Below are 25,208 nucleotides of genomic sequence, written 5' to 3'. Positions count from 1 at the left end.
GGGAAGTATGTCAAAGTTAAGGCAGCGAACGAAACACTTGATTTATGCAGGCCTGGCAGGCGCTTCGGCGATGGGGCTGCTGTTTGCAGGCTATGCGGTCTGGAACACGATGGAGCACAACAAACGGGAGGGAGCGATAGAGCGCCACTACCAGCGGCAAATCGCCGATTTGGAGGAGGCTCAGCTCCAGTCGCAGAAGTCGATGGCATCCGGGTGGACCATCTCCCGCGATGTTGCTCCCGGAGAGACGATCAAGCAGGGCGATCTGATGCAGATCAGGCTTCCGCTCGAGGCTGCCCCTGGCAACCTGATCACGGACAAGGACGGAGCTGCGGGAAGGACGGCCAAGATCGAGCTGGGCAAAGGTACGCCTCTAACCGAAGCGATGCTGTATGAAGGCCAGCCGACCGCACCGGATTTAAGAAACCGGGAGATGAAGGCGGTCTCACTGCCCTCCAACCTGAGGCAAGGGGATTCCGTCGACATACGGATCCAGTTTCCTTCCGGTCAGGACTACATCGTGCTGTCCAAGAAAAAGATAGATAAGCTTGCTTCACCAACGATGTGGATCAAGATGAATGAGCAGGAGATTTTGTCTTTGTCGAGCGCCATGGTGGATGCCTATTTGCATGATGCCGCATTATATGCGCTCACTTACGTTGAACCGGAAATGCAGAGCAGGGCGGTCCCGACCTATCCGGTAAATAAAGCCGTGATGAAACTGATCGCGAGCGACCCTAACATCGTAAATAAAGCGGAGCAGACGCTGGCTGAGGCCGTGCGCACAGCGCTGGAGAGCGACCTTGCCCGCGCGGATGCACAATCTCCAGGGAACGGCTCATTTTCGGCGTCGGAATATTCTTCAGGGTATGGTCAGGCCACAGGATCTTCCTCCGGCACGCCAAGCTCGTTCCAGACGGACGGTTCAACCCCTGCCGGGGAGTCAGAGGACTCGTTTACGTTGGACCAACCGCAGCAGAACAAGCTGCTTGAACAGGCAGTGAAAGAGGGTGGAAGTTCAACGGATCAACCATAGTTAAGAGCAGCCGGAGCTGTATGTAAGTAAAGCCACACGATGCGTGAACTTTTGAAAAAATCGACTGGCCAGGGGTGATGAGGTGAAGACGTGGATCTTTGCCGGGATATGTGACAAGAGCGAGCTTTTGCTCTATGTGTGCATGCTGCTTCGTGCGGCAGGGCAAAAGGTATTGCTGGTGGATGCTACCGAGAAGCATAAATATCCGCTGTATATCGGGCAGCTGGACAAACCGCTGTCTGTAACGGAATTTTCCGGCTTTGATGTCGCTTCAGGTTTTGCGGATGAATCCGAACTGAGGGAACATCTATCGATAGTCGGGACATCGATCGAGCAATACGACGTAGTTGTATTTGATATGGAGCAGGCGGAATTTTGTCCCCGTGATTCCTGGGAAAGCGCCGCTGCGTTGGTATGGGTCAGCGATTATGAGATTTGGACGCTGGAGCAGGGAAGGGATTGGTTGGAAGACCTGCTACGCGGGCATCTCGGCAGTACGCCGCTGGAGTTCTATAAAGTGTACGTCCGGGCAGTGGATGATTTTTTTGACGAAGGGTACGCGGAAGGATATTTCGGCAGCCTCCCTGTGCTATGGAAGGAAGCATCTGTCGTCATCCCGTGGGTCGAGACGGATTATGCTTTGAAGCTGCAGAACGATCATACCCGGAAGGTACGGATCAGACGCCTAAGCCGAATATATAAAAAAAATCTATGCCTGCTGTTGAGACTTCTGACAGATATGGAACCGAAAACAATTCATCGCGCCTTACGGAGCGCAGAAAGGAGCAAAGTATGAGTACAGTAGCATTTTGGAGCCCGTTAGAGGGAGGGAGCGGAAGTTCGGCGCACGCAGCAGCGGCTGCGGCTTGCCTTGGTTTGGAATATCGCCTGCGAGTCCTTCTCGGTCACGGTGGTACGGCGGGGGAACGTGTAGAAGGGGCGTTCCGAAGCAGCAGGCTGGTGCTCGACCATTCCCTCGTGTCGTTTCACGATCACGGTATGGACGCGTTGGAAAGGCTTGCGGTTAACCGGCGTTTATTCAGGGACAATTTCCGGGATTACACGATTCCTGTGCTGCCTGAGCGTCTCGACCTCGTCCAGGGAAATGACCGTCGGGGAGGAACGCTGCCGGGTTATCGCGGGCAATCGGTGCAGTCCATCGTAACGATCGCCAACCAATGTTATGATCTGGTGCTGCTGGATGCCGGGTGCGGGATGGGGGCAGCCGGGGATCCGGGGGACGGGACGATGCTGGAGCAGGCGGATCTGATCGTCATCAGCCTGACGCAGAGCGTTCAGGGATTGGAACACTTTTTCAGCGGGAGACACTATCCCGACCAGTTAAAGGATAAGCCGGTTATCCTTGTCCTTGGGCGCTACGACAAAGAATCCCACTGCACGCTTCACAACATTAAACGCAGATTCGGGTATAAGGGCATTCTTCATGGTGTTCCTTACAATACGGATTTCATGGATGCGTGGAACATGCATGGTGTCATGAACTATATGCAGCGCAGCCGCAATCTAAACGATCGGCACCCAGCGGCACACTTCTACGGCAGCATAAGGCAGCTGGCCAAAGACCTGATGAATATGCTTGAAATACCCGCTTTGAAAATGGTGGGAAGGGGAGCTTGAATGTTTTCCGGACCGCTGTTCAACATATTGTTTATGGCAATCATTCTATTATTTGCAGCTCTTTTCATTTACTTGAGATGGCTTGATCTGCGCAAACGGCCTTCTGTATCCGGGACAACCGGCGTAGAATTTACGATCGAAGCGATGACATCCTTCGTCAAACAGACCCTTCATGAGCTGACCCACAGTCAACTAACCGACCTGGGACTGCATGAAGAAGAATACAAGCGCAGGCTGAATCAGCGCAGTGAACTGCGCAAAGCGCTGAAGAACTGCATTTCCGGAGATGTTCATGAAAAGCAATACGTGAAGCAGTTTATGGCCGATTTGCTGGTCAAAAGTTATGGCGTGACGGAGGGCAACATAGATCAGGCGATTCCGTTTGCGGATCCGAGGCTTTTGAACTTACAGGATCAATTCGAAATCATCTTTTATTTATACAAACTGCAGTATGGCCAGGACGCGCTGTCGATGATGCTCGAACTGCATGGTCTAGCCGACCTGCGCGTGCTTCCTGGTTATGGGGATGAGCCAGTTTATGCTGTAACCGCCAGCGATGTGGAACAAATGTATACTAATGAATCCCGAAGCCTGACGTTTTCGGAGAAGCTGGAGATTGTCGTTCAGCGTATTTACCAGCAGTTTAAAGGGTTTTCGGTTATCGATGAGCTCAGGGATCAGCGGATTGACGGCGTCAGCGGCGGTGTGAGCGGTATTTTGGCTGACGAGTCATTCGCCGCCTCCTATGGACTGGACCCGCTGCGTATGCTGCAAGCTTCGGTTCAGCCGGATCGTAAAGCCAGAATGACCGAAAGCGTGTGGATATTTTACAGGGGCAAAACGATTCATATGGCCTGCCTGTCCTTCGGGACAGAGCTTGAGCTGAAGCGTGTCTGCCAGAACATTTATAAATACAACCACCCCGGCCAGCTGTCGGAAGCTAACGGCTACAAAGTAAACGAAATGAAGGACGGGTCGCGCGTCGTGGTGGTCAGGCCGCCGTTTTCGGAGTCATGGGCTTTTTTCGTCCGTAAGTTTGACATCCGCAGCGCGACGCTGGAGCAGCTGGTCACCGGGGAGAACGCCCAGCTTCCGATCCAAATGCTGCGCTATCTCATGAAAGGGAGCCGAATTACGGCCATCACGGGAGCCCAGGGCTCTGGTAAGACGACGCTGCTGATGGCGATGATCGAGCATATCTACCCGACCTATACACTCCGGGTGCAGGAAATGGCGTTCGAGCTCCACCTCCGGAAGATCTACAGCCGCAGAAACATTTTATCGTTCCGGGAGACAGATCGCATTACCGGACAGGAAGGATTGGACCTTCAGAAAAAGACGGACGGCACGGTCAATATATTGGGCGAGGTGGCCAGCGACGGGGTTTCCTCCTGGATGATCCAAATGTCCCAGGTCGCCAGCTTGTTTACCGTATTTACACATCACGCCAAGACGTTCCGCGATTTGATCTTCTCCCTGCGGAATTCCCTGCTGAAGAGCGGTGTGTTTCACCATGAAGCCGTTGCTGAACAGCAGGTGGTTCAAGTCATCAACTTTGACATTCATTTGAAACGGGATGCTGCCGGCAACCGGTACATCGAACGGATTACCGAATGCATCCCCAAGGAGAAGGAGCCGCTGGGCATGATTGAAGGGGGCACCCACGGGAGTGTCAGGAAGATGCTTGGCCAATTCATGCAACTGCAGGCGGAATATTATCGCCGCGTTCATGACCAGAGCTCCTTTTCCTCCCGGAACATCATCGAGTTTCGCGATGGAGGATATGTGGCCGCAGAACCTATTTCCGATAGGAATTTCAGGGAAATGGCCGAGCAGATGAGCGTGGAAGATGCGGTCATGTTCAAGGATTTTGCTCAGACGAATTGGGGGAATGGGTATGGGAATTAGGCGTCTGCTGTTCCTGATCCTGATCATTTCTCTGGCGTTGTTTGCGGTAGTCTATGCCGTCATGATGTGGCTGAATAACAGGTCGCGGCGAAACCGGCTGGAGCTGCTGAGCGATCCTGCACGTCCGAAGGATGAATTGATGCTGCGCAAACGATGGCAGCAATTTCTTCAAACCGCTTATATCGTAGGTTGTTCTGTACCGCTTCTTTCAGCCTATATACGAAAAGTACGGAAACGGGTAAGCGGCGTTCATGCTTATGAGGAATTTCTTCTCCGCCATGAGGTCATGAAAGTTACGTTTTCCATACTGGGGACACTGGGCATTTCAGTTGCGGTGCTGTTTTTGCTGAACCCAAGCTTAAGTTTCCTTCTGCTGGTTCTGCTTACTGCGGTGGTGATCAACAGCCTGTTGATCGACATGGTGGTTAACCGGCTGGAGCGGCAGCTGCTCGTCCAAATGCTCGATCTGTTTTCAGACATCCGCCACCGGTATCATCAGCACGGGATGGTGGATGAAGCGCTGCAGGAGGCGGCTGAATCGGCAGAGGACGAGGCAGGCCTTCATACCCGAAAAATTGCCGAGGCGCTGATCAGCAACAATCCTTCCGAAGAATTGGAAAAGTACTATGAAGCTGCACCCAACCGTTTTTTAAAAGCATTTGCCGGTATTTCTTACATGATCATGGAGTTTGGCGACAAGGTGAAGGAGCAGGGCTCCATCTATTTGCAGGGACTTAGCGGTCTGACGAAGGAGATCCATCTGGAAATTTTGCGGCGAAGCAAGCTCGATTATTTGTTAAAAGGCCTCAACGTGATCGCGTTAGTTCCCCTATTTTTTACCAAGCCGATCGAGCGATGGGCCAGAAGCAGCTTTCCGGCGATGGATGAGTTTTATATGAGCAAGCTCGGGTATGCGGCCAAAATTCTCATTTATATCGTGATTATCCTGTCGTTTGTTTTGCTGCAAAAGCTTCAGCAGAATGATGAAACTACATACCGGGCGGGAAGAAACAGCCGCCCATGGGAGAAAGCAATATCGCGTGTTCCGTTATTCCGGGTTATGGCCGCATGGGCTGCCCCCCATCCGGGAAGCGCTGATTATTCCAAAGTGGTCCGCTTGATGAAGGAAACCGGAACCGAGCTGACCTATGAATGGTTTTACATCCGGCGGGTCGTCTACAGCCTCATTGTATTTGCGGTTACGCTGACGATGACTTTGTATCTTCATCAGATGTCCAGGAATCACATCATGTACGATCCGGTGGTTCAGGACAGCTTCTTCGGGCAGACCACCATCACCCAGCAAGAGGAAGGCAAGCGTCTCAGCAGCCGGGATCTAGATGTCATGAGAAGGGTGAACATGTCGCCGGAAGCTACCTATGCGGAGATTGCCGAACAGCTGCAGCAGGCTGAAAGCAAAGGTCTCGGCAAAGACGAGCTTGTAGACTCGGCTAACCGGATCCTCGGCAAGCTTCAGGCTTATCACAACGAGTATTTTAAATGGTGGGAGCTTGTGTTGTGCCTCTTCGCCAGCATGCTTGGATACAAATGGCCTTTCTGGCTGCTTCTGTTCCAGAGGAAGCTCCGCTATATGGACATGCGGCATGAAGTCTACCAGTACCAGACTGTCATTTCGATGCTGAGGGAGATGGACCGGATTTCGGTGGAGGAAATTTTAGAGTGGATGGACCGTTTTGCCGTCATATTCAAAATTCCGATTCAGAAGTGTCTCATCCATTATGACCACGGCGGGGAAATGGCTCTCCAGCAATTGAAGGAGGAGGTGCGGTTCACCGAGTTTCAAAGAATCGTGGACAAGCTGCTCCTTTCCGTGGAAAAAATACCGATCAGCCAGGCTTTCGACGATTTGGAAGGCGAGATGTCCTTTTATTTTGAGCAGCGAAAACAGGATTATGAGCGGATCATTGATACAAAAGCGGGTCTTGGCAGGCTGATCGGCTTTGCACCCATGTACTCCTTGATTTTCATCTATTTGGTCATCCCGCTGATTGCGATGAGCTTCATGCAGATGAACATCTATTACGAGCAAATTCAAAAAATATAAGGAGATGTAAACCTATGAACAACGCGTCCAGTGCATTAAAAGTAGCCGCAGGCATTTTTCTGACGATCGCCCTCATTACGATTGTCGTCATTCTGTTTATATCGGCGCAGGAAGCCACAAAAACCGCGCAAAACAATTTCTCGGACATTCAGACCGAGCTGTCCCAGGCTTCGTTTACGGTTTACGACGGAACAAGCATCAGCGGTTCCCAGGTGACGAATGCACTGCGAAAGTTCAAGGATAAGGACCAATTCGGCATTTTGGTGAAAACGGGCAAAAACAGGCAGGGTCAGTGGTACGGCAATCAGCTCAACATCAGCGCCGATATTGCGAGCGACAATTACGGTTCGGTGATCAATACAGGGCAGCGTGTAGGAAACTTGACGGAAACTGCCAACGAGTCGAGCAATGAGTATGTCAATCCAAGCGGAAAGTTTAAGGCAAGTATCGTGAAGGACAGCTCCAATGTGGTACGGGGACTTATATTTGAGCAGTAGGCAGGGACGGTGAAGGAGTGGCTTAGGTTATGAATCAGCATGCAGAAAGCATGATTTCCGTCAGTTTAGCCTTCATTTTGTTTATTAGCGCCTGCATCTTCGCTCTAGGCTTGACCGGAGAACTGAACCGTGCCGTGAACGGGGTAGGGCGCGCCGCCCAGGGACAGTTGAGAAGCGTACAGCCCGTTTTTGAAGCATCGCATGAGGATTGGGTGAGCGGCTCTCAAGTTGTGTTCAGTATAATGGAGCTTAACGATCCGGATGTCCGGATTTCAGTAGACGGTGCAAATGTTCCCGGAGGTCCGTGGGAGGATGGGTTTGATTTCTCAATGATCGGGATCGGCGCGCTGTACTCTGTTGCTTATGAGTGGGACGGCTCCGGCGTCCTGACCGGTATCCATTTTGCAAAGTCGGAGAATAGGGAGAAGACCAGCCATGAGTAACGCCATCTCGAAGTTTGCGGCGGTGCTGCTGGCTGTGGTCGTCATGTATATTTATCCGGCAGCGGAAGCTTCGCAGCGGCAGGACGACCTGGCCCGCATCGTCGTCTATAATGCAGTGACGCAGTTCGTGGATGCCGTAAGGAACAAGGGCTATATCAGTCCGGTGATGTATGAGCAGTTTCTGGAAGAAATTCAGGCGACGGGCAACGAGTTCGACGTGCAGATGGAGCATCTTCACAAGAAATATCATCCGGAATATATCGACGCGGCTGACCCGGGTACGTTTCAAAACAAGTTCAGCACCGTTTATGACGGATATTATACCTCTGACATTATGGATCATATATTTCCCAACACTACGGTTGCCAAAGACGATGAATCGAGAATCTACAAGCTCACGGCCGGAGACTTTTTTAAAGTTACGGTCAAAAATGTGAACCGGACGGCGGGAACGGTTATGTTCGATTTCGTGACAGGGGCATTGACCGGTGAGGCCGCAGTGATCGCTTTTCCGTACGGAGGCATGGTACTTAATGAAGATTACTGATTTTTGCCTCGTATTCATCGTCATATTCTTTCCGGTCTTTTTGATCATGGGTTACCACGTTCAGGATCAGCGTAATGTTCGTTTTACCGAGCTGAAGTACGTTACAGCCTTGAGAACAGCCGTTCAGGACGCGGGGAGCATGCTGAACGTCAATGAGCGGCAGGAGTTTGAGTCAGGCTACGGCTCGGCTAAATTTTTTAAAGCGGATAAGGAGCTGGCCCTTGATACGTTTTACCATACCCTGTATGCCAATTTGGGGATCGAAGAGGATGCGGCTGCCCAGCAGGCGCTGGACCGTTACATTCCGGCCGTAGTTGTGATCGATTACGACGGATACTGGGTGTATGCGGAGGAGGAATATAAGGGAGCTGACGGCATGGCTTATGCCAAGCATCTATGGCTTCCGAAAAAGCCGTATAGTTACAGCGACCGGGCAGGCAATATGGTCCATTTTACGCTCGATAATGTCGTAGAAGCTTATCAAGCCGGCTCGGGCACATGGATCCGGGGACTTCAAAGGGAGCTCGGACCGACTTCGTCCATTCCTTTGCTGCAAGATAGGATCAGGTATGAGCAGGTAAGAAGAACGACTATCGTTCAGGCGATCGAGGACGATCTGGCCAATGTTATTAACAGGCATAATGAAAAGGCAGTCCGAAACGGCGCATCGTACTTGTTTACGCTTCCGCTCATCTCGCAGGAGGAGTGGAATAACTCGATCGACGATATCGGCATCTTGGCGTTTATCCAAGGCATCCCTATTGGCGAGCAAGCACTGAACAATTACGCGCTGGGCAGCGGACGTTTGGTCAGGTCCAACGTTATCAAGGCGGGGGTGGATCACCGAACAGGTATCCGTTATTATTCCCGAGATGACTGCGCCGATGATTTGGACGCTGCGGAGACCTTCACGAGCCCCAAAGAAGCGGCTGCAAACGGCTATTTTGAGAAACCGTGCACACGGGCTTTTGATCCGTAATGGGTTCTTCAATTAAGAAACCATGATTTCGTGGATTTCTGTTTTACGGCCGGCTCCTACTTATGATAAAATGATGTCTTGAATGTCATTTCAATGACTTGATGCTAAAAATGAATTTTTATCATAGATAGGAGCGCAAAAAGCAGCTATGAGCTTATTGACAGTCGAAAACGTCTCCCACAATTTCGGGGAACGCACGTTGTTTAAAAACGTATCCTTCCGCCTCTTGGCCGGCGAACATGTAGGTCTCGTCGGTGCCAACGGTGTCGGAAAGTCAACCTTGATGAATATTTTGACGGGGCAGCTGCTGAAGGACAGCGGCAAGGTGGAATGGACGCCAAAGGTCCGCTACGGCTATCTAGACCAGCATACGAAGCTGACGCCGGGCAAAACGATCCGCGATGTGCTTAAGGATGCCTTCCTGCCACTGCTCGAGCTGGAAAAAGAGATGATGGAGATCACCGAGAAAATGGCCGATGCTTCTCCCGAAGAGCTGGAGCTGCTGCTTGAGCAGATGGGCGATATTCAGGAACAGCTGGATATCGGCGATTTCTACATGCTCGACGTCAAAGTGGAAGAGATGGCAAACGGTCTTGGCCTGAATGCGATTGGGCTGGACAGGGACGTAGCCGCCCTCAGCGGTGGTCAGCGCACCAAGGTGCTGCTGGCCAAGCTGCTGCTCGAGAAACCGAACGTTCTTCTTCTCGACGAGCCAACCAACTATTTGGACGTGGAGCATATCGAGTGGCTGACCCAGTATCTGAAGGATTATCCGCATGCCTTTATCTTGATCTCCCACGATACGGAGTTCATGAACCAGGTCGTCGATGTCATTTACCATCTGGAATTCGCTAAACTGACACGGTATTCGGCCAATTACGAGAAGTTTTTGGAGATGGCGGATATTTCAAAAAATCAGCATATCGACGCCTATGAGAAGCAGCAGGAATTTATCAAGAAGCAGGAAGACTTTATCCAGCGGAATAAGGCGCGTTATTCGACCTCCGGCCGGGCGAAGAGCCGGGAGAAGCAGCTGGAGCGCATCGAGCGGATCGATCGTCCGGAAGAAGCGGCCAAGCCGGTGTTTAACTTTAAAGAGGCACGGGCCAGCGGCAAGACGGTGTTTGAAGGGATCGATTTCGAGATCGGTTATACCCACGCCCTGCTTCCCAAAATGAGCATGACGATCGAACGCGGGGAAAAAATCGCTATCGTCGGCTGCAACGGCGTCGGCAAATCGACGCTCCTGAAGACGATCATGGGTAAAATCCCGCCGATCAGCGGCAAAACGTACCTTGGCGATTTTCTGTATCCGGCGTACTTTGAGCAGGAGGTCCGCCCCGGCAACATCACGCCGATTGACGACGTATGGAATGAGTTCTCGTCTTTGAACCAGCACGAAGTCCGTGCTCACTTGGCCCGCTGCGGCCTGAAGAACGAACACATTACGCGTCCGCTCAATATGCTCAGCGGCGGCGAGCAGGCGAAGGTGCGGCTGTGCAAGCTGATGATGCGTGAAGCGAACTGGATCCTCTTTGACGAACCGACAAACCATCTTGACGTCGTGGCCAAAGCCGAGCTGAAGCGCGCCCTTCAAGAATTTAAGGGGACGGTGCTGCTCGTTTCCCACGAACCGGATTTTTATGAGGATTGGGTCACCAAAATTTGGAACGTGGAAGAGTGGTCCGCGCAGCGGGCTTAACTGCCTTGTAAATATCGAGCACTCGCCACAAACAATAACCAAAAGCATATGATAGCCGCTTTCCTTCGGGATTGCGGCTTTTTATGAAAGGAACGATGAGCGATGCAACATACAGGAGACCGTTACTCCCGGCAGGAGCGGTTTGCCCCCTTGGGCAGGGAAGGCCAGCAGAGGCTGGCGGGCAGCCACGTTCTCATTATCGGCGCGGGGGCGCTTGGCACTTCGATCGTCGAGACGCTGGCCCGTTCCGGGGTGGGGCATCTGACGATCGCCGACAGGGATTACGTGGAATGGAGCAACCTTCAGCGGCAGCAGCTGTTTTCCGAGGAAGACGCCCGGCGGCGGCTGCCGAAGGCGGTAGCGGCCAAGCAGCGCCTAGAGGCGATCAATTCGGAGATTGTCATTGACAGCCACATTATGGATGTGCGCGTCGATGAGCTGGAGGAGCTGGTCCGCGGAGTGGATCTGATCATGGACGGTACCGATAATTTCGATACCCGTCTCCTGATCAACGATCTGGCTCACAAGCATGACCTTCCCTGGATATATGGGGGCTGTGTCGGCAGCTATGGCATCACCTACACCATTCTTCCCGGCAAGACGCCATGTCTGAACTGCTTGCTGGGCACAGTCCCGCTCGGTGGAGACACCTGCGACACAGCGGGCATCATTCCACAGGCTGTACAGATGGTGACGGCCCATCAGACTGCGGAGGCTATGAAGCTATTAAGCGGGCATCCCGAGGCGCTATCGAACAAACTGGTGTCCTTTGACCTATGGCGCAACGAGTGGATCACAATCGGCGTTGACCATGCAAAAATGGAGGATTGCCCGACCTGTGGTCATCAGCGGACATACCCCTACCTGTCAGCCTCGAATCTGGAGAAAACCGACGTACTCTGCGGGCGCGACACCGTCCAAATCCGTCCAGGAAGCAAGCGGTTCCTCGATTTGGCGGAAACGGCCGACAGGCTGTCCAAGCTCGGAGAGGGCATCGTCGACGCCAACCCTTTTCTGGTATCATTTCAATTGGAATCGAAGCGGATGGTCATCTTTGCCGACGGGAGGGTGCTGGTGCACGGCACCAAGGATATTCCCGAGGCCAGGTCGCTGTATCATCGGTATTTTGGGTAGAAGGTATCATTTTCAAATTCAGGCCATTCCGTACTCCGGAATGGTTTTTTATTTTGTGGCCACCCTAAAGGGAAGCAATCGGCGTGCTCGCCGGAGCAAGCGGTACTGACCGCACGTCATTAATACTAAAAAAGTCGGTGGGCTGACATGCACGAAAGCATCCTGGCTATGGGGCTGGCGAGGGAAAGTGAGGTCGTTGACGCTCTTCTGGAAGAGCGGTTCGAAATATATATTGCCGAGGACGAAGAAGAAGCTGCTCAATACGCGCGCAGCCATCCGGTCGACCTGCTGCTCATGGATTTGACCGACTCCGCTGTGCCTTTAACCCGGCTCATTCGCACCGTCCAGCGTGAGCAGAAGGGCCGGCGGTTCCCAGCCGTCGTTTTGACGCCGTCCGATATGGACCTGCCTGTGTCCAGGCTTTTCCGTGCAGGCGCAAACGACGTGCTGAAAAAGCCTGCCGACACCGACGAACTGCTGGCCCGGATCCGCAATTTACTGTCGCTGTTCGGGCTGATCGAAGAGCAGTACGGACAGACGGTCACCATTGCCGACCTGGACATCGAACCCAAGAGCCGGACGGTAACGCGCGGTGGAATCCCTATTGAACTGACCGCAAAAGAATATGACCTGCTGCTGTATCTGGCCAGGCACGTCAACCAAGTGTGCAGCCGTGAGGACATCTTGAAGTATGTATGGGAATTCGAATTTCATATGGTGACCAATGTCGTGGATGTATATATCCGGCATTTGAGGAAAAAGGTTGACCGCGGATTTAAGCAAAAACTGATTCACACCGTGCGCGGAGTGGGTTATATAATAAAAGAAGGCCAATAGTCCTACAGGACTACCAGCCTTCCACGTTGATTTGTATTATAACCTACAGTACGCGGCGTGCTTTCAGATAAGTTCTCTTCCAGTTGCCGGAGTTCAGATTGGAAATCGTTACGCCGGGAGAACCGTACGTGTGCAGAATTTTACCGTTGCCGGCATACACCGCCACGTGAGTTACGTTATGTCCGTTGGCTCTGCTGCCGCTGGAGAAGAATACGAGATCTCCGGGCTTCAGGTTTGCTTTCGATACGGCTTTTCCGACTTTGGATTGCGCCACAGAAGTACGCGGCAAGTTTACGCCGTACTTCTTAAAGATATGCTTCATAAAAGAAGAGCAGTCAAAATTTCTTGTTGTGCTGGTCGAAGCGCCGAACTTGTATGGAGTACCCATATATTGTTTACCGTAATTTACGACTTTTTGACCAGTCGTTGTCGATGTCGTTGCAACTTGAGTGTTAGCTGCAGAGGCTTCCGTTACCTGTGCGGTCGTTGCGATCATTCCACCAAATCCTATAGATGCACATAACCCTACGGTTACTAATTTTTGGATCATTTGTTTGTTCATGTTGTAATACCTCCAAATTTCGTTTTCTTTCAGGCTCGTCTCCGAGTATAACAGCTTTGTAACAGCCTAAATTATGGATGTGGTGTAACAAAACGTTGGGGCTGTAAGAGAAATGGGCTTTTATTAAAAAACGATTAAAAGTTACAAAAAATTAAGAAATACATATACCCACCTTTGAAGCAAATAAAAAACCCTTGATGTATCAAGGGTTTTCATTGTTTTTTGCAATTTTCATTTCGGTTACAAAATTGTTGTCAAACCAAAGCTGCGGCTTTCTTAATCATTGCTTTGGATGACAAGCAGGAGTCCGCCTTCCACGGTAATTGTGCCTTGGGAACCGGTTAATTGGTTGCTGATGCCGAGGGATTCTCCCATTTTAAGCGTGGCGTTATCCAAGGGGTATTGGAATCCTGTTAATGTAATTCCGGTCACTTCGGGGGTCATAGGCAGCAGAGAAACATACTTGTACCCTCTGTCCTGGACCTCAATGGAAGAGCCGGTGAGTGTCATATAATTGTTACGATCCAGCAGGGCGCAGGAGATGTGGTGCTGCAATACCCGGTTCATCATCTGGATATTGGCTAACGTGTGGTCGAGCCTCGATCCTGTCACTCCCATCAGCAGAATGATATCCGGCTGTTCTTTGATAGCAAGGTCCAGCGCAAGCTCCGTATCGGTCAAATCCTTGTCGATGGGATCGCAATCAATGAGCTGCTTGCTGCCGCTCCTAACCTTTTGCAAATCGGCCGGAGATATGGAGTCAAAATCGCCTACAGCCAGATCAGGCTTATAATTGTTTTCTATTAAAAATAACGCTCCCCGGTCGGCACCGATCAAAAAGTCGGAAGGCCTGATTTCCTTCAAGTACTGCTTGTGCAGATCGCCTCCGGAAAAGATCAATACCCGTTTCTGTTCCATCCTATTTACCTCCGATTGTCGCATTGACGGCTCTTGGCAAGCCCTTTAATTCGCTGTTTATCGAAAGGGCTTGGAAGTTATTCTAGTATAAATCAGAATAGATGGTTGCACAATTCGGCCGGCAGCGGCTACAATGGATGACAGCATATGTTAGGGAGAGGTCAGAAATAAAGTGGACATGCACGTTTTTGAACTATTCAGCATGATCGGCACCATCGCTTTCGCCATGTCCGGTGCGCTCGTAGCCATGGAGGAAGAGTACGACATTTTGGGAATCCTGGTTCTCGGCCTGGTGACTGCCTTCGGCGGCGGGGTCATCCGCAATGTGCTGATCGGTGTGCCGGTGACGACGCTCTGGAGCCAGGGACTGCTGATCAAATTGGCGATCGTGGCGGTGATCGTCGCTTTCCTGCTGCCTGTAAACTGGATCAGGCACTGGAAAAGGGCGGAGGCGCTGCTGGATGCGGTGGGATTGTCAGCCTTCGCGATCCAAGGCGCATTGTATGCAGCCAACATGCATCATCCGCTCAGCGCGGTCGTTGTTGCCGCCGTGTTGACAGGCATTGGGGGAGGAATTATCCGGGACCTGCTCGCCGGAAGGAAGCCGCTTGTGCTTCGAGATGAAATATATGCCGTGTGGGCGATGCTGGCCGGGGTAGCCATCGGACTGCATTGGATCCAGACTACACTGGAAGTGATCGTTTTGTTTGCGGCGGTGGTGGTGTTCCGGATGCTGTCTGTTTTCTATAAATGGAAGCTCCCGCGGCGTTCGCTGCAGCCATCTGCCCTACAGCCCGTCATCCGCGACGAACGGCACAAGGAATCAGCATAAAGCTAGGAGGACGAGACTGACATGATTTCCGTTTTATTTGTTTGTTTGGGCAACATTTGCCGCTCACCGATGGCTGAGGCGATCCTGAGACATAAAGTGGGAGAGGCAGGGCTGGAAGGGAAGATCAGCGTGGATTCCGCCGGCACGGGAGACTGGCACCTCGGCAAGATTCCGCATGAAGGAACCCGGCGGATGCTGGATCAGTACAAGATCAGTTATGCGGGAATGAAGGCGAGGCAGGTCGCGAGCAGCGATTTCGAAACTTTCGACTACATCGTCTGCATGGATGACAGCAACGCGGCGAACCTGCGCAAGCTTCCGGGGGGAGAACAGGCGACCGTCCTGAAGTTTATGGACCTGCTGCCGGATCATGAGCTTCGCGAAGTGCCGGACCCTTATTATACGGGGAATTTCGAGCTGGTTTACGAATTGATGGACGCGGGCTGCCAGGTACTTTTGGACAAAATATGCCAAGAAAAGCTATAATAGAAAAGACACGCCCGAACGAGGCTATGATCAAAAAGGAAAGCGGCAGGCGCACTGCCGTTTTTTCAGGCTGGAATTGAAAGCGTAACCACTTGCGGGGATAAAAAAGGTGAACGTCGGCTGAGCTGTGGCTGCTGCATTAGCATTCATACCGGAACATGTTCACCTTTGTGCTGTTCAATAGAGGGTAATGGGTCAGGCGCGAAGAAAATAGAGCAGTGCATCCGGCAGTTCTTTTTGCCAGAAGCCCCAAATATGCTTGCCGTCTTTCTCGGTATACCGAACGGTTGCACCGCGGTCCAACAGCAGTTCTTTCATGCTTCGGTTAATCTCGACGAAGTTGTAGACTCCAAGGTCGCTCTCGAAATGGGTTTCCTGCAGGCCGACGATCATGTAGACATCGAGCCAGGACAAGTCGTCGCTTTCGGCTACGATTTCCTGGGTGTCCGTATAGTAAGCGCCGGACAAGCTGATAATCCGGTGGAACATCTCCGGATAGTTCATAGCCAGGTGGAGCGAAACGCATCCTCCCAGCGAGTCGCCGGCCAGTACGCGCTGCCCGGGGTCTTGCCGCACGGGATATTTTTGCTCGATGAAGGGAATAATTTCTTCGGCAAAGCACCGGGTGTAGGCCTCGAACCGGCTTCCGAACGGCGCATATTCTTCGGTTCGCACGGAGGTGTCGACCTCGACGCCTACGACGATGAAGGGTTCGGCGAGATCGTCCAGAATCAGCTGATTGGCGATGGTCGCGATCCGGCCGAAATTAAAAAATTCCTCGCCATCCTGGCAGTAGACGACCGGATAGCTGACGACCTCGTGGTAGCCAGGCGGGAGATACACGCGCAGGTTACGGCTTTCGTTCAAAAAGCGGCTCTCCAGTTGTTCCTTGTGAATGGTTCGTTTCAAGTATTTTGAATCCGTCATTCATGATCACCTTTCGTGCGGTTAATTTTTGCAATCGGGAAAACAATAAGTTACTATAACCCATGTTTGCCGATTTTGTACCTGTTCCAGTCAAAGCTTTCTGTCTGTTATACAAAATACATTCGCCTGTTATACATACAAAGCGCAAATATTTTGAAATTTAATCCGCAATAGCTTTGACGAAACGAATAAAACAGGTGTATAATAATTCTATAACAGCGGAACTTGATATTCAAATTTTTTTGTTGAGGTGAAGAGAATGAGCAAGGTTCCTTATGAAGTGTACACCGAGGAAGTCGAAGCGCTTTCCGTGCTTTCTCCGGACGGTGAAATTGTTAATGAAGCGAAAATGCCTAAACTTACTGATGATCAGTTAAAAGAAATTATGTACCGTATGGTATTTACACGTACTTGGGATGACCGTGCTGTTAACCTTGGACGTCAGGGCCGTCTCGGCTTTTACGCACCGGTTTCCGGTCAGGAAGCGACGATGGTCGGCAGTGAATTCGCGCTGGAGAAAGATGACTTTATTTGCCCGGGCTACCGCGACATGCCGCAGATCGTATGGCACGGACTTCCGCTATACCAAGCATTCCTGTACTCCCGCGGACATCAAGAAGGCGGCCGCATTCCTGAGGGCGTTAACGTCTTGATGCCACAAATTATTATCGGTGCGCAAATTTTGCACGCGATGGGTATTGCCATGGGCTACAAGCTGAAGAAGCAGAAGCAAGTGGTCATTACGTACACAGGTGACGGCGGATCTTCCGAGGGCGACTTCTACGAAGGCCTGAACTATGCCGGACGCTTCAAACTTCCTGTCATTTTCTTCGTACAAAACAACGGCTACGCCATTACGACTCCTTTCGCAAAACAAACGGCAGCCTTGTCGATCGCACACAAAGCGGTTGCAGCCGGTATCCGCGGCGTAAAAGTCGACGGTATGGACGTGCTTGCCGTTATTAGTGCTGTTCAAGAAGCTGCTGAGCTCGCGCGTAACGGCGAAGGTGCAACTTTGATCGAAGGTGTAACTTACCGGTACCGTCCGCACTCCTTGTCCGACGATGCAACCAAATACCGCACGAAGGACGAAGAAGGCGAATGGAACGCGAAGGATCCGATTACGCGCCTTGGCAAGTACCTGGAGAAGAAAGGCCTGTGGTCGGAAGAAGACACAGCCCGCGTGAAAGAGGAAGCCAAAGCGAAAGTAAACGAAGAGATCAAAAAAGCGGAACAGACGCAAAAAATGACCGTTCCCGGCCTGATCGACAGCATGTTCGAACAAACACCGAAACATTTGGAAGAACAAAAGGCCGATTTCCAATAAATCGTTTGATCCGTTTTGCGTAGTTTAACGAATGTTTAAGGAGGAAATGAAGCAATGGCACAAATGAATATGAAGGAAGCAATCCGCGATGCGCTGCGCGTGGAACTCAAGCGTGACCCGAACGTGATTGTGTTTGGTGAGGACGTAGGTAATGTCGGCGGCGTATTCCGTGCGACGGAAGGGTTGCAAAAAGAATTCGGAGAGGAACGCGTCTTTGACACGCCTCTGGCTGAATCCGCGATCGGCGGCCTGGCTGTAGGCCTCGGTATCCAAGGCTTCCGTCCGGTAGCCGAAATCCAGTTTGTCGGCTTTATCTTTGAAGCGCTCGACCAAATGTTTGTACAGGCAGCCCGCATGCGTTTCCGTTCCGGCGGACGCTACAACGCGCCGATCGTATTCCGCACACCGTTTGGCGGCGGGGTTAAAGCGGCTGAGCTTCACACCGATTCCCTGGAAGGTTTGGCCGTTCAAACACCGGGTATTAAAGTGGTAGTGCCGTCGAACCCTTACGACGCCAAAGGCCTCATGATTGCGGCGATCCGCGACAACGATCCGGTGTTCTTCATGGAGCACTTGAACCTGTACCACGCGTTCCGCGCCGAAGTTCCTGAAGAGGACTACGTCGTTGAGCTGGGTAAGGCTAACGTGGTCCGCGAAGGTTCCGACGTGACGATCATCGCCTACGGCATGATGGTTCATACCGCTACGAAAGCAGCGGAAGAGCTTGAGAAAACAAAAGGCATCAAAGCCGAAATCATCGACCTGCGTACGCTGAATCCTTTGGATATCGATACGATCGTTGCATCGATCAAGAAAACTAACCGTGCCATCGTCGTGCAGGAAGCGCAAAAAACTTCCGGCGTAGCGGCTGAGGTCATTGCTCAAATCAACGAAAAAGCGATTCTTCACCTGGAAGCTCCGGTACTGCGCGTAGCTGGACCTGACACGGTATATCCTTTTGCCCAAATCGAAGATACATGGCTTCCTACACCGGCTCGAGTCATCGCTGCAGTCAACAAAGTCATGGAATTCTAAGAATCGCAGTCATTCAATAGGGAGGTAGTAACGTGGCAAAATTTGAATATCGGTTCCCCGAACTGGGAGAGGGCTTGCATGAAGGCGAAATTATCAAAATGCATATCAAGCCCGGCGATAAAGTAACAGACGACGACATCATTATGGAAGTGCAGAACGACAAGGCGGTTGTAGAAGTGCCTTGTCCGGTGAACGGCACAGTACAGGAAGTATTCACGAAGGACGGACAGGTGTGCCGTGTGGGCGAAGTAGTCGCCATTATCGATGCGGAAGGCGAAGTGCCTGAGCAGGAAGCTCCTGCCGGCGATCACGGCGCCCAAGAAGCAGACGCAGCAAAAGGCAGCGCGGATACAACTTCTTCCCCTGCAGCAAGCAGCCCTGCTGATGCCAAAGAAGGCGGCGCTGACCAAGCTCCGGCTCCTGCAGCTCCGAACAAAGAAGTGCTGGCTACGCCAAGCGTGCGCAAGTTTGCGCGTGAGCAAGGCGTTGACATCACGCAAGTGAGCGGAACGGGCAACAACGGTAAAGTGACTAAAGAAGACGTCGAAGCCTTCAAGAACGGCGGCGGTCAAGCGGCAGCACCTGCAGCAGCTAAGGCTGATGAGAAGGCAGCAGCACCTGCAGCGGCAGCAGCAGCTGCGGATCCGCGTGCTGAAGAAGAGCGCGTACCGTTCAAAGGAATCCGTAAAGCGATCGCTAACGCCATGGTGAAATCGGCTTATACAGCTCCGCACGTTACGATCATGGACGAAGTGGACGTAACCGAGCTGGTGGCATTCCGCACCCGCATGAAACCGATCGCCGAGAAGAAAGGCACGAAGGTCACTTATCTGCCGTTCATCGTCAAAGCGCTTGTGGCGGCCAGCCGTCAATTCCCTGCTTTGAACGCGACGATCGACGAAGAAAACAACGAAATCGTCTACAAGAAGTACTACAACATCGGTATCGCAACCGATACGGATAACGGTCTGATCGTACCGGTCATCAAAGATGCCGACCGTAAGAGTATCTGGATGATCGCTGACGCGATCCGCGACCTCGCGGCACGCGGCCGTGACGGCAAACTGGCTCCGGCAGAAATGAAAGGCAGCACGATCTCCATCACCAATATCGGTTCCGCCGGCGGCATGTTCTTTACTCCGATCATCAACTTCCCTGAAGTGGCGATCCTGGGTACCGGACGCATTACCGAAAAACCTGTCGTGAAGAACGGCGAAATCGTGGCAGCTCCAGTTATGGCCCTGTCCCTGAGCTTTGACCACCGCATCATCGATGGTGCTACAGCCCAAAACTTTATGAACTATATTAAATCACTGCTCAGCAACCCTGAGCTGCTGGTTATGGAGGTGTAAGATATGGTAGTAGGTGACGCTTCTCTCGATATCGATACATTAGTGATTGGTGCTGGTCCCGGCGGTTACGTGGCAGCCATCCGTGCTGCACAGCTAGGACAAAAGGTTCTGATTGTGGATAAATCCGAAGTGGGCGGCGTGTGCTTGAACCGCGGATGTATCCCTTCCAAAGCCCTGATTGCAGCTGCTCATCAATATGAGTCTGCCGTTCACGGCGAATCTTTCGGCGTAACTGCTGAGAACGTGAAAGTGGACTTTAGCAAAACCCAGGAATTCAAAAACGGCGTTGTGAAAAAGCTGACCGGCGGCGTTGCCGGCCTGCTCAAAGGCAACAAGGTTGAAATTTTCAACGGCGAGTGCATGTTCATCAACGAAAACGAGGCGCGCGTGTTCAACGAACACGAGTCCCCTCGCTACCGTTTCAAAAACTGCATCATCGCTACCGGCTCCCGTCCGATCGAGCTCAAAGCGTTCCCGTTCGGCGGCCGCATCCTGTCTTCGACAGAAGCGCTGAGCCTGCCTGAAATTCCGAAGAGCATGGTTGTCATCGGCGGCGGATACATCGGTGCCGAGCTTGGCCAAATGTACTCTAAATTCGGAACAAAAGTAACGATCATCGAAGGACTGGATTCCATCCTGAACGGATTCGATCCGGACATGACGAAGCTCGTTGTGAAGAGCATGACCAAAACCGGCGTGGAAATCATCACAAACGCCAAAGCGGAAAGCGCGACGCAAACCGACAGCGAAGTTACGGTGAAATACTCCGTGAACGGCGAAACGAAAGAAGTGACTGCCGACTACCTGCTCGTTACGGTTGGTCGCCGTCCAAACACCGACGGAGAGCTCGGACTCGACCTGATCGGTATCGAATTGGATGACCGCGGTCTGATCAAAGTCGATCATCAAGGACGTACGAACAAGCCGCATATCTTTGCAATCGGCGACATCGTTAAAGGCCCTGCGCTGGCACACAAAGCTTCCTACGAAGGTAAAGTAGCGGCTGAAGCCATCGCCGGACATCCTTCCGTCGTGGACTACAAAGTCGTCCCTGCCGTAGCATTCGTCGATCCTGAATGCGCGAGCGTAGGCTACACCGAAAAAGAAGCAAAAGAAAAAGGCTATAAAGCAAAAGCAGCGAAGTTCCCGTTTGCGGGCAACGGACGCGCCTTGTCCCTCAATGCTGCGGACGGCTTCGTGAAGCTGGTGTTTGACGAGGAAACTCAGCTTGTGCTGGGATGCCACATCGCCGGGGTGGAAGCTTCCAACCTGATCGCTGAGCTGGGCCTCGCTATCGAAATGGGCGCCACGCTGGAAGATATCGCTTTGACGATCCATGCGCATCCAACGCTGGGCGAAATCGTGATGGAAACCGCCGAGCTTGCGCTGGGCAATCCGATTCACGTGATCGCACCACGCCGCTAAGTTATCATCATAGTATAGAAGTAACTCAAGGAAAGAGCCGCATCATGCGGCTCTTTCTTTTTTTATAGAAGGGACTTCGTCATTTCAGGCATTAGCGCCAAAGGAGCCGGATCCATTAACCGCTGTAAATAATCATCTAGAAGGGGCTGTTTTGCAATCCACCCATATCATATTAAGAGGGATATGTTGTTTTTCTAATTATGGGATCATCTGGGTGATGATGCTGACCGGTCTAGGATTTTGCTACAATAGAAAGAGCAGAACGTTTCATTCTAGGGAAGGTGGGGGATGTTATGGGAACGATGACCTCATTTCTGGAAAGAGGACTGATGGACGAAGATTTTCCGATTCGTGTGGTTCAGACAGAAGAAACGTTTCTTTTTGCGCCGCATTGGCATGAAGAAGTCGAAATTGTATATGTGGCCGAAAGCGGGGCGCGCATCGAACTGAACCATCACTTATGTGAGCTGAAGAAAGGGGAGATTTTGATGATCAAGCCGGGTGAAGTCCATTCTTTTCTGCCCGGCACCGGCAAGCTGCTGATTATCGTATTTCGCATGCACTTTTTAACAGGAACGAACCCCAGCGGCCCGGATGAGCAAAGCTTAAAGTTGCTCGTTTCGCACAATACCGTCATTCCGGCACATCAAGTGCAGAAGGCAAATTTGGCGCTGATGATGAAAGCGATTGCTGAAGAAGAATCGGGCAGGCAGCCCGGTTATAAATGGTCTATGAAAGCAAGGCTGTACGACCTGATCGTTCGTTTGATCCGGCTCAAGCCGGGGCAAATGGAGGATGATTATCCAGGTGGCGCCAGCTCCGAGAGCAAAAAATTCGCCTTTATTGAGGCGGTGTGCGAGTACATGGAAAGGCACTACGACCAGCCGCTGAAGCTGGATGACATTGCCGACCATACGAACTTTAACAAATTTTATTTATGCAAGCTGTTTAAGGAAGCCCGCGGCATGACGGTTATGGATTACTTGAATCAATACCGGATTGCACAGGCTAAATGGGAGCTGCTTGGCGGTTCTGAATCCATTCTGCAGATCGCTGTGCGGAACGGATTTAACAACCTGAACTCGTTTAACCGCATTTTTAAAAAGTACAATGGCTGCACGCCATCCGAATTTCGCAAGCGAAGCGGCAGGACTGCGCAATAAATGAACAATCCAGACCAATATCCGATGAGCCCGGCCGGCAAAAATCCCATAAAATGATAACAAACTTAGATGTAAGCGTTTCCTTTTTAATCGTGGATGAGGGGGGACTAGTTGTTATCCTGGGATTGACCAACATCAAGCGAAAAGCAAAGGACGGGTGCTCATGAGAAGAAATCATTGGGGATATACCTTTATGCTGAGTCTGCTGGGCTTGTCCATCCTGCTGGCCGGGTGTACGGTCTCGGGCAAAGGAACGGGCTCAAGCCAGGAAATTACCGTATGGAGCTTTACCGATGAGGCGAATTACGCCATTGATAAGTTTGAGAAGAAGTACCCCGGGGTCAAGGTGAACTTCGTCAACATCCCCGGCAACTTTTACATCACCAAGCTGAAATCCGCCTTGCAGACGGCTTCCAAAGCACCGGACGTGTTCATGCTCGAAAACGGGAACATCCGTGAGTTGATCGACGTTCCCTACCTGGAGAACCTGTCTGCGGCTCCGTACGATGCAAACAAGCTCATTCCTGAGCAGTATTCCTTCGTGCAAGCCAACGAAAAGGACTCTGAAGGGAACGTCAAGGCACTGGGTTACCAGGCGACACCTGGAGGCATTTATTACCGCCGGGACCTGGCTAAACAATATTTGGGCACAGACGATCCGGAGGAAGTCAGCAAGCAGATTGACTCCTGGGACAAAATTTTCGACATCGGCGAAAGGGTTGCCAAAGAAAGCGGGGGCAAAGTGCACGCCCTGGCGAATTGGAACGCCATTTCCGTCTCATATGAAGGCATTCCATGGGTCAAGGACAACAAGCTTGTCATCAACGACGCTTACCTGAAGGTGCTCGATATGGTGAGGGAAGCGCGGCAGCGGCATGTGCTGGCCGAATTTGACGACGGGAGCGCCGGATATGCCGCTTCCATGCAAAAGGGCGAGGTGATGTTCTATCCGGGCGCAAGCTGGGCGCTGCAATACACGTTCAAGGCGAATGCACCGGATACGTCGGGAAAATGGGGACTTGCGCACGGCCCGGCCTCGTTCAGCTCCGGGGGAACGTATATCGCTATGTACAGCAAAAGCAAAAACAAGGATCTGGCGTGGAAATTTATCCACTTCTACAATTTCGACCACGAGTTTTTGACCGAGCTGGCCCATGACCAAGACTACTTTACGAGCAATCGGGTCGTGGACGACCAGCTGGCTCCGACGCTGACTTCCGCTTACCTGGGGAATCAGAAGCACTTCGAGTTCTTTTCCGAGGAAGCGAAAAACGTGCCGAGCTATCAGCGGACGCCTTTTGATACAGTGATCAACAATGACATTTACAAAAATGTGCTGCAGCTGTACCTGAACAACAAGATGAAGACGAAAGAAGAAGCCATCCAAAGAATTAAACGGGACGTCAAGCTCAGGTACCCCGAGCTGGAGGTGGATTGACGCTTAGCGGTTGATTATTCGGCTGCAACAACGTTGGAACAACCTATACCAGGAGGTGCGTCCATGTTTGCCAAATCGATACGGAAGGACCATTACGGTTATTTTTTCATTGCACCGTTTTTTATCATCTTTCTGCTGTTCGGATTGTATCCGATCCTATACTCTCTGTATATCAGCTTTACGAACTGGGACGGGATCCGGACGCCGGAATTCGTGGGGCTGGGTAACTACGTTGCGGTATTCCACGACCCGATATTTTACAAAACCTTTCTCAACACGCTGTTTATTTGGGGCGTGTCCGTCATCCCTCAGCTGACCGTTTCGCTTGTGCTTGCTTTTATTTTAAACGAGAAGTTCGTCAAGGGAAGAAACATATTCCGTGCCGTCTACTTCTTCCCGCATATCGTCACCGCCGCTTCGCTGGGGCTGCTGGTAAGCCTGATCTTCGACTGGCAGTCGGGCGGGCTGAACCACTTTCTCGTCGAGAGCGGAATCATCCACGATCCGATCAACTGGAAGAACAATGCCTGGTTCATGCGGCTGATCGTGTCCTCGATTTTGTTCTTTCAATACTTCGGCTACTCCATGATCATTTATTTGGCCGGATTGCAGGGAATCGATCCTTCGCTGACCGAGGCCGCCCAAATCGACGGGGCCACGAAAAAGCATGTTTTCCTGCACATTACGGTTCCGATGCTGAAACCGATCATTTTGTTCCAGGTCATTACCTCGATCATCGGCGGGATGCAGATCTTCGATCAGCCCTTTACCCTCACCAATGGCACGGGAGCGCCAGACCGCGCATCCATGACCAGCATCATGTACCTGTACAACGTCGCGTTTCAGAGCACGCGGTTTGGCTACGGAGCCGCCATCGCGTTTTGCCTGTTCATCATTATCATTCTGTTCTCCGTCCTGTCGTTTGTGCTGACGAACCGGAAGAAGGCTTGAGGAAGG

Annotated in this window: 24 protein-coding genes; 21 read left to right on the top strand and 3 right to left on the bottom strand. The window is 51.8% G+C overall.

Annotated features, from left to right (window positions below; genetic code table 11):
• The first annotated feature begins 7 nt into the window (after positions 1–7).
• The 12 genes from MKY74_RS24525 to MKY74_RS24470 all read left to right on the top strand — a co-directional run bounded on the left by MKY74_RS24525 (position 8) and on the right by MKY74_RS24470 (position 12,786).
• The gene (locus MKY74_RS24525; protein WP_076171288.1) at positions 8–1,036 is read left to right on the top strand and encodes an SAF domain-containing protein; all 1,029 of its coding nucleotides are present in this window, start codon (positions 8–10) and stop codon (positions 1,034–1,036) included.
• Positions 1,037–1,118: 82 nt separating this feature from the next.
• Positions 1,119–1,832 carry a hypothetical protein gene (locus MKY74_RS24520; protein ID WP_076171291.1) on the top strand — a complete coding sequence of 238 codons (714 nt, stop codon included), beginning with the start codon at positions 1,119–1,121 and terminating at the stop codon, positions 1,830–1,832.
• A complete protein-coding gene (locus tag MKY74_RS24515; protein ID WP_076171294.1) occupies positions 1,829–2,674 on the top strand; it encodes a hypothetical protein in 846 nt (281 codons plus the stop codon). The genes MKY74_RS24520 and MKY74_RS24515 overlap by 4 nt, the downstream gene beginning before the upstream one ends.
• Positions 2,675–4,582, top strand: coding sequence for an ATPase, T2SS/T4P/T4SS family (locus MKY74_RS24510; RefSeq protein WP_076171297.1), 1,908 nt, complete (start codon positions 2,675–2,677; stop codon positions 4,580–4,582).
• A complete protein-coding gene (locus MKY74_RS24505) occupies positions 4,572–6,647 on the top strand; it encodes a hypothetical protein (protein ID WP_076171301.1) in 2,076 nt (691 codons plus the stop codon). Before MKY74_RS24510 ends, MKY74_RS24505 begins: the two co-directional genes overlap by 11 nt.
• A gap of 14 nt (positions 6,648–6,661) precedes the next feature.
• Complete coding sequence (locus MKY74_RS24500; RefSeq protein ID WP_076171305.1) at positions 6,662–7,144, top strand: ABC transporter permease; 483 nt, start codon at positions 6,662–6,664, stop codon at positions 7,142–7,144.
• A gap of 29 nt (positions 7,145–7,173) precedes the next feature.
• Positions 7,174–7,587, top strand: coding sequence for a hypothetical protein (locus tag MKY74_RS24495; protein ID WP_076171308.1), 414 nt, complete (start codon positions 7,174–7,176; stop codon positions 7,585–7,587).
• Positions 7,580–8,134, top strand: coding sequence for a hypothetical protein (locus MKY74_RS24490; protein ID WP_076171311.1), 555 nt, complete (start codon positions 7,580–7,582; stop codon positions 8,132–8,134). The genes MKY74_RS24495 and MKY74_RS24490 overlap by 8 nt, the downstream gene beginning before the upstream one ends.
• Positions 8,121–9,113, top strand: a complete 993-nt coding sequence (locus tag MKY74_RS24485) for a hypothetical protein (protein ID WP_076171313.1) — start codon at positions 8,121–8,123, stop codon at positions 9,111–9,113. The genes MKY74_RS24490 and MKY74_RS24485 overlap by 14 nt, the downstream gene beginning before the upstream one ends.
• Positions 9,114–9,261: 148 nt before the next feature.
• Positions 9,262–10,815, top strand: a complete 1,554-nt coding sequence (locus MKY74_RS24480; RefSeq protein ID WP_076171317.1) for an ABC-F family ATP-binding cassette domain-containing protein — start codon at positions 9,262–9,264, stop codon at positions 10,813–10,815.
• A gap of 102 nt (positions 10,816–10,917) precedes the next feature.
• Positions 10,918–11,949: a thiazole biosynthesis adenylyltransferase ThiF gene (locus MKY74_RS24475; RefSeq protein ID WP_076171320.1), complete on the top strand. Its 1,032-nt coding sequence runs from the start codon at positions 10,918–10,920 to the stop codon at positions 11,947–11,949.
• 147 nt (positions 11,950–12,096) lie between these two features.
• Positions 12,097–12,786, top strand: coding sequence for a response regulator transcription factor (locus tag MKY74_RS24470; protein WP_076171322.1), 690 nt, complete (start codon positions 12,097–12,099; stop codon positions 12,784–12,786).
• A 43-nt stretch (positions 12,787–12,829) separates the two neighbouring features.
• Here the strand turns inward: MKY74_RS24470 and MKY74_RS24465 are convergent, their stop codons facing one another.
• Both MKY74_RS24465 and MKY74_RS24460 read right to left on the bottom strand, forming a co-directional pair.
• Positions 12,830–13,348 (bottom strand): C40 family peptidase, encoded by a 519-nt coding sequence (locus tag MKY74_RS24465; protein WP_076171324.1) that lies wholly within the window; start codon positions 13,346–13,348, stop codon positions 12,830–12,832.
• Between the two features lie 276 nt (positions 13,349–13,624).
• Positions 13,625–14,266, bottom strand: a complete 642-nt coding sequence (locus MKY74_RS24460; RefSeq protein WP_076171326.1) for a thiamine diphosphokinase — start codon at positions 14,264–14,266, stop codon at positions 13,625–13,627.
• Positions 14,267–14,444: 178 nt separating this feature from the next.
• On the opposite strand from MKY74_RS24460, the gene MKY74_RS24455 reads away from it, so the two are divergent.
• Both MKY74_RS24455 and MKY74_RS24450 read left to right on the top strand, forming a co-directional pair.
• Positions 14,445–15,098: a trimeric intracellular cation channel family protein gene (locus MKY74_RS24455; protein WP_076171771.1), complete on the top strand. Its 654-nt coding sequence runs from the start codon at positions 14,445–14,447 to the stop codon at positions 15,096–15,098.
• Between the two features lie 21 nt (positions 15,099–15,119).
• Positions 15,120–15,584, top strand: coding sequence for a low molecular weight protein-tyrosine-phosphatase (locus tag MKY74_RS24450; protein WP_076171328.1), 465 nt, complete (start codon positions 15,120–15,122; stop codon positions 15,582–15,584).
• 195 nt (positions 15,585–15,779) lie between these two features.
• Here the strand turns inward: MKY74_RS24450 and MKY74_RS24445 are convergent, their stop codons facing one another.
• Positions 15,780–16,511: an alpha/beta hydrolase gene (locus MKY74_RS24445; protein ID WP_076171330.1), complete on the bottom strand. Its 732-nt coding sequence runs from the start codon at positions 16,509–16,511 to the stop codon at positions 15,780–15,782.
• 259 nt (positions 16,512–16,770) lie between these two features.
• Between MKY74_RS24445 and pdhA the strand changes: the two genes are divergently transcribed.
• From pdhA to MKY74_RS24410, 7 genes are all read left to right on the top strand, one after another.
• Positions 16,771–17,838, top strand: a complete 1,068-nt coding sequence (gene pdhA / locus MKY74_RS24440; protein ID WP_076171332.1) for a pyruvate dehydrogenase (acetyl-transferring) E1 component subunit alpha — start codon at positions 16,771–16,773, stop codon at positions 17,836–17,838.
• Positions 17,839–17,892: 54 nt separating this feature from the next.
• The gene (locus MKY74_RS24435; protein WP_076171334.1) at positions 17,893–18,873 is read left to right on the top strand and encodes an alpha-ketoacid dehydrogenase subunit beta; all 981 of its coding nucleotides are present in this window, start codon (positions 17,893–17,895) and stop codon (positions 18,871–18,873) included.
• 32 nt (positions 18,874–18,905) lie between these two features.
• On the top strand, positions 18,906–20,225 hold the full coding sequence (locus tag MKY74_RS24430) for a dihydrolipoamide acetyltransferase family protein (protein WP_076171336.1): 1,320 nt from the start codon (positions 18,906–18,908) through the stop codon (positions 20,223–20,225).
• 3 nt (positions 20,226–20,228) lie between these two features.
• Complete coding sequence (lpdA, locus tag MKY74_RS24425) at positions 20,229–21,650, top strand: dihydrolipoyl dehydrogenase (RefSeq protein ID WP_076171339.1); 1,422 nt, start codon at positions 20,229–20,231, stop codon at positions 21,648–21,650.
• Positions 21,651–21,943: 293 nt separating this feature from the next.
• On the top strand, positions 21,944–22,813 hold the full coding sequence (locus MKY74_RS24420) for an AraC family transcriptional regulator (protein ID WP_076171341.1): 870 nt from the start codon (positions 21,944–21,946) through the stop codon (positions 22,811–22,813).
• Positions 22,814–22,976: 163 nt separating this feature from the next.
• Entirely contained in the window at positions 22,977–24,251 is a 1,275-nt protein-coding gene (locus MKY74_RS24415) for an ABC transporter substrate-binding protein (protein WP_244169286.1), read from the top strand.
• A gap of 63 nt (positions 24,252–24,314) precedes the next feature.
• Positions 24,315–25,202, top strand: coding sequence for a carbohydrate ABC transporter permease (locus MKY74_RS24410; RefSeq protein ID WP_076171346.1), 888 nt, complete (start codon positions 24,315–24,317; stop codon positions 25,200–25,202).
• Positions 25,203–25,208: the final 6 nt, after the last annotated feature.

The organism is Paenibacillus sp. FSL R5-0378, from assembly GCF_038009285.1.
Lineage (GTDB): Bacteria > Bacillota > Bacilli > Paenibacillales > Paenibacillaceae > Paenibacillus_AQ > Paenibacillus_AQ favisporus.
Note: the sequence above shows the minus strand (reverse complement) of the source record. Positions and strands in the feature narration are given on the sequence as shown.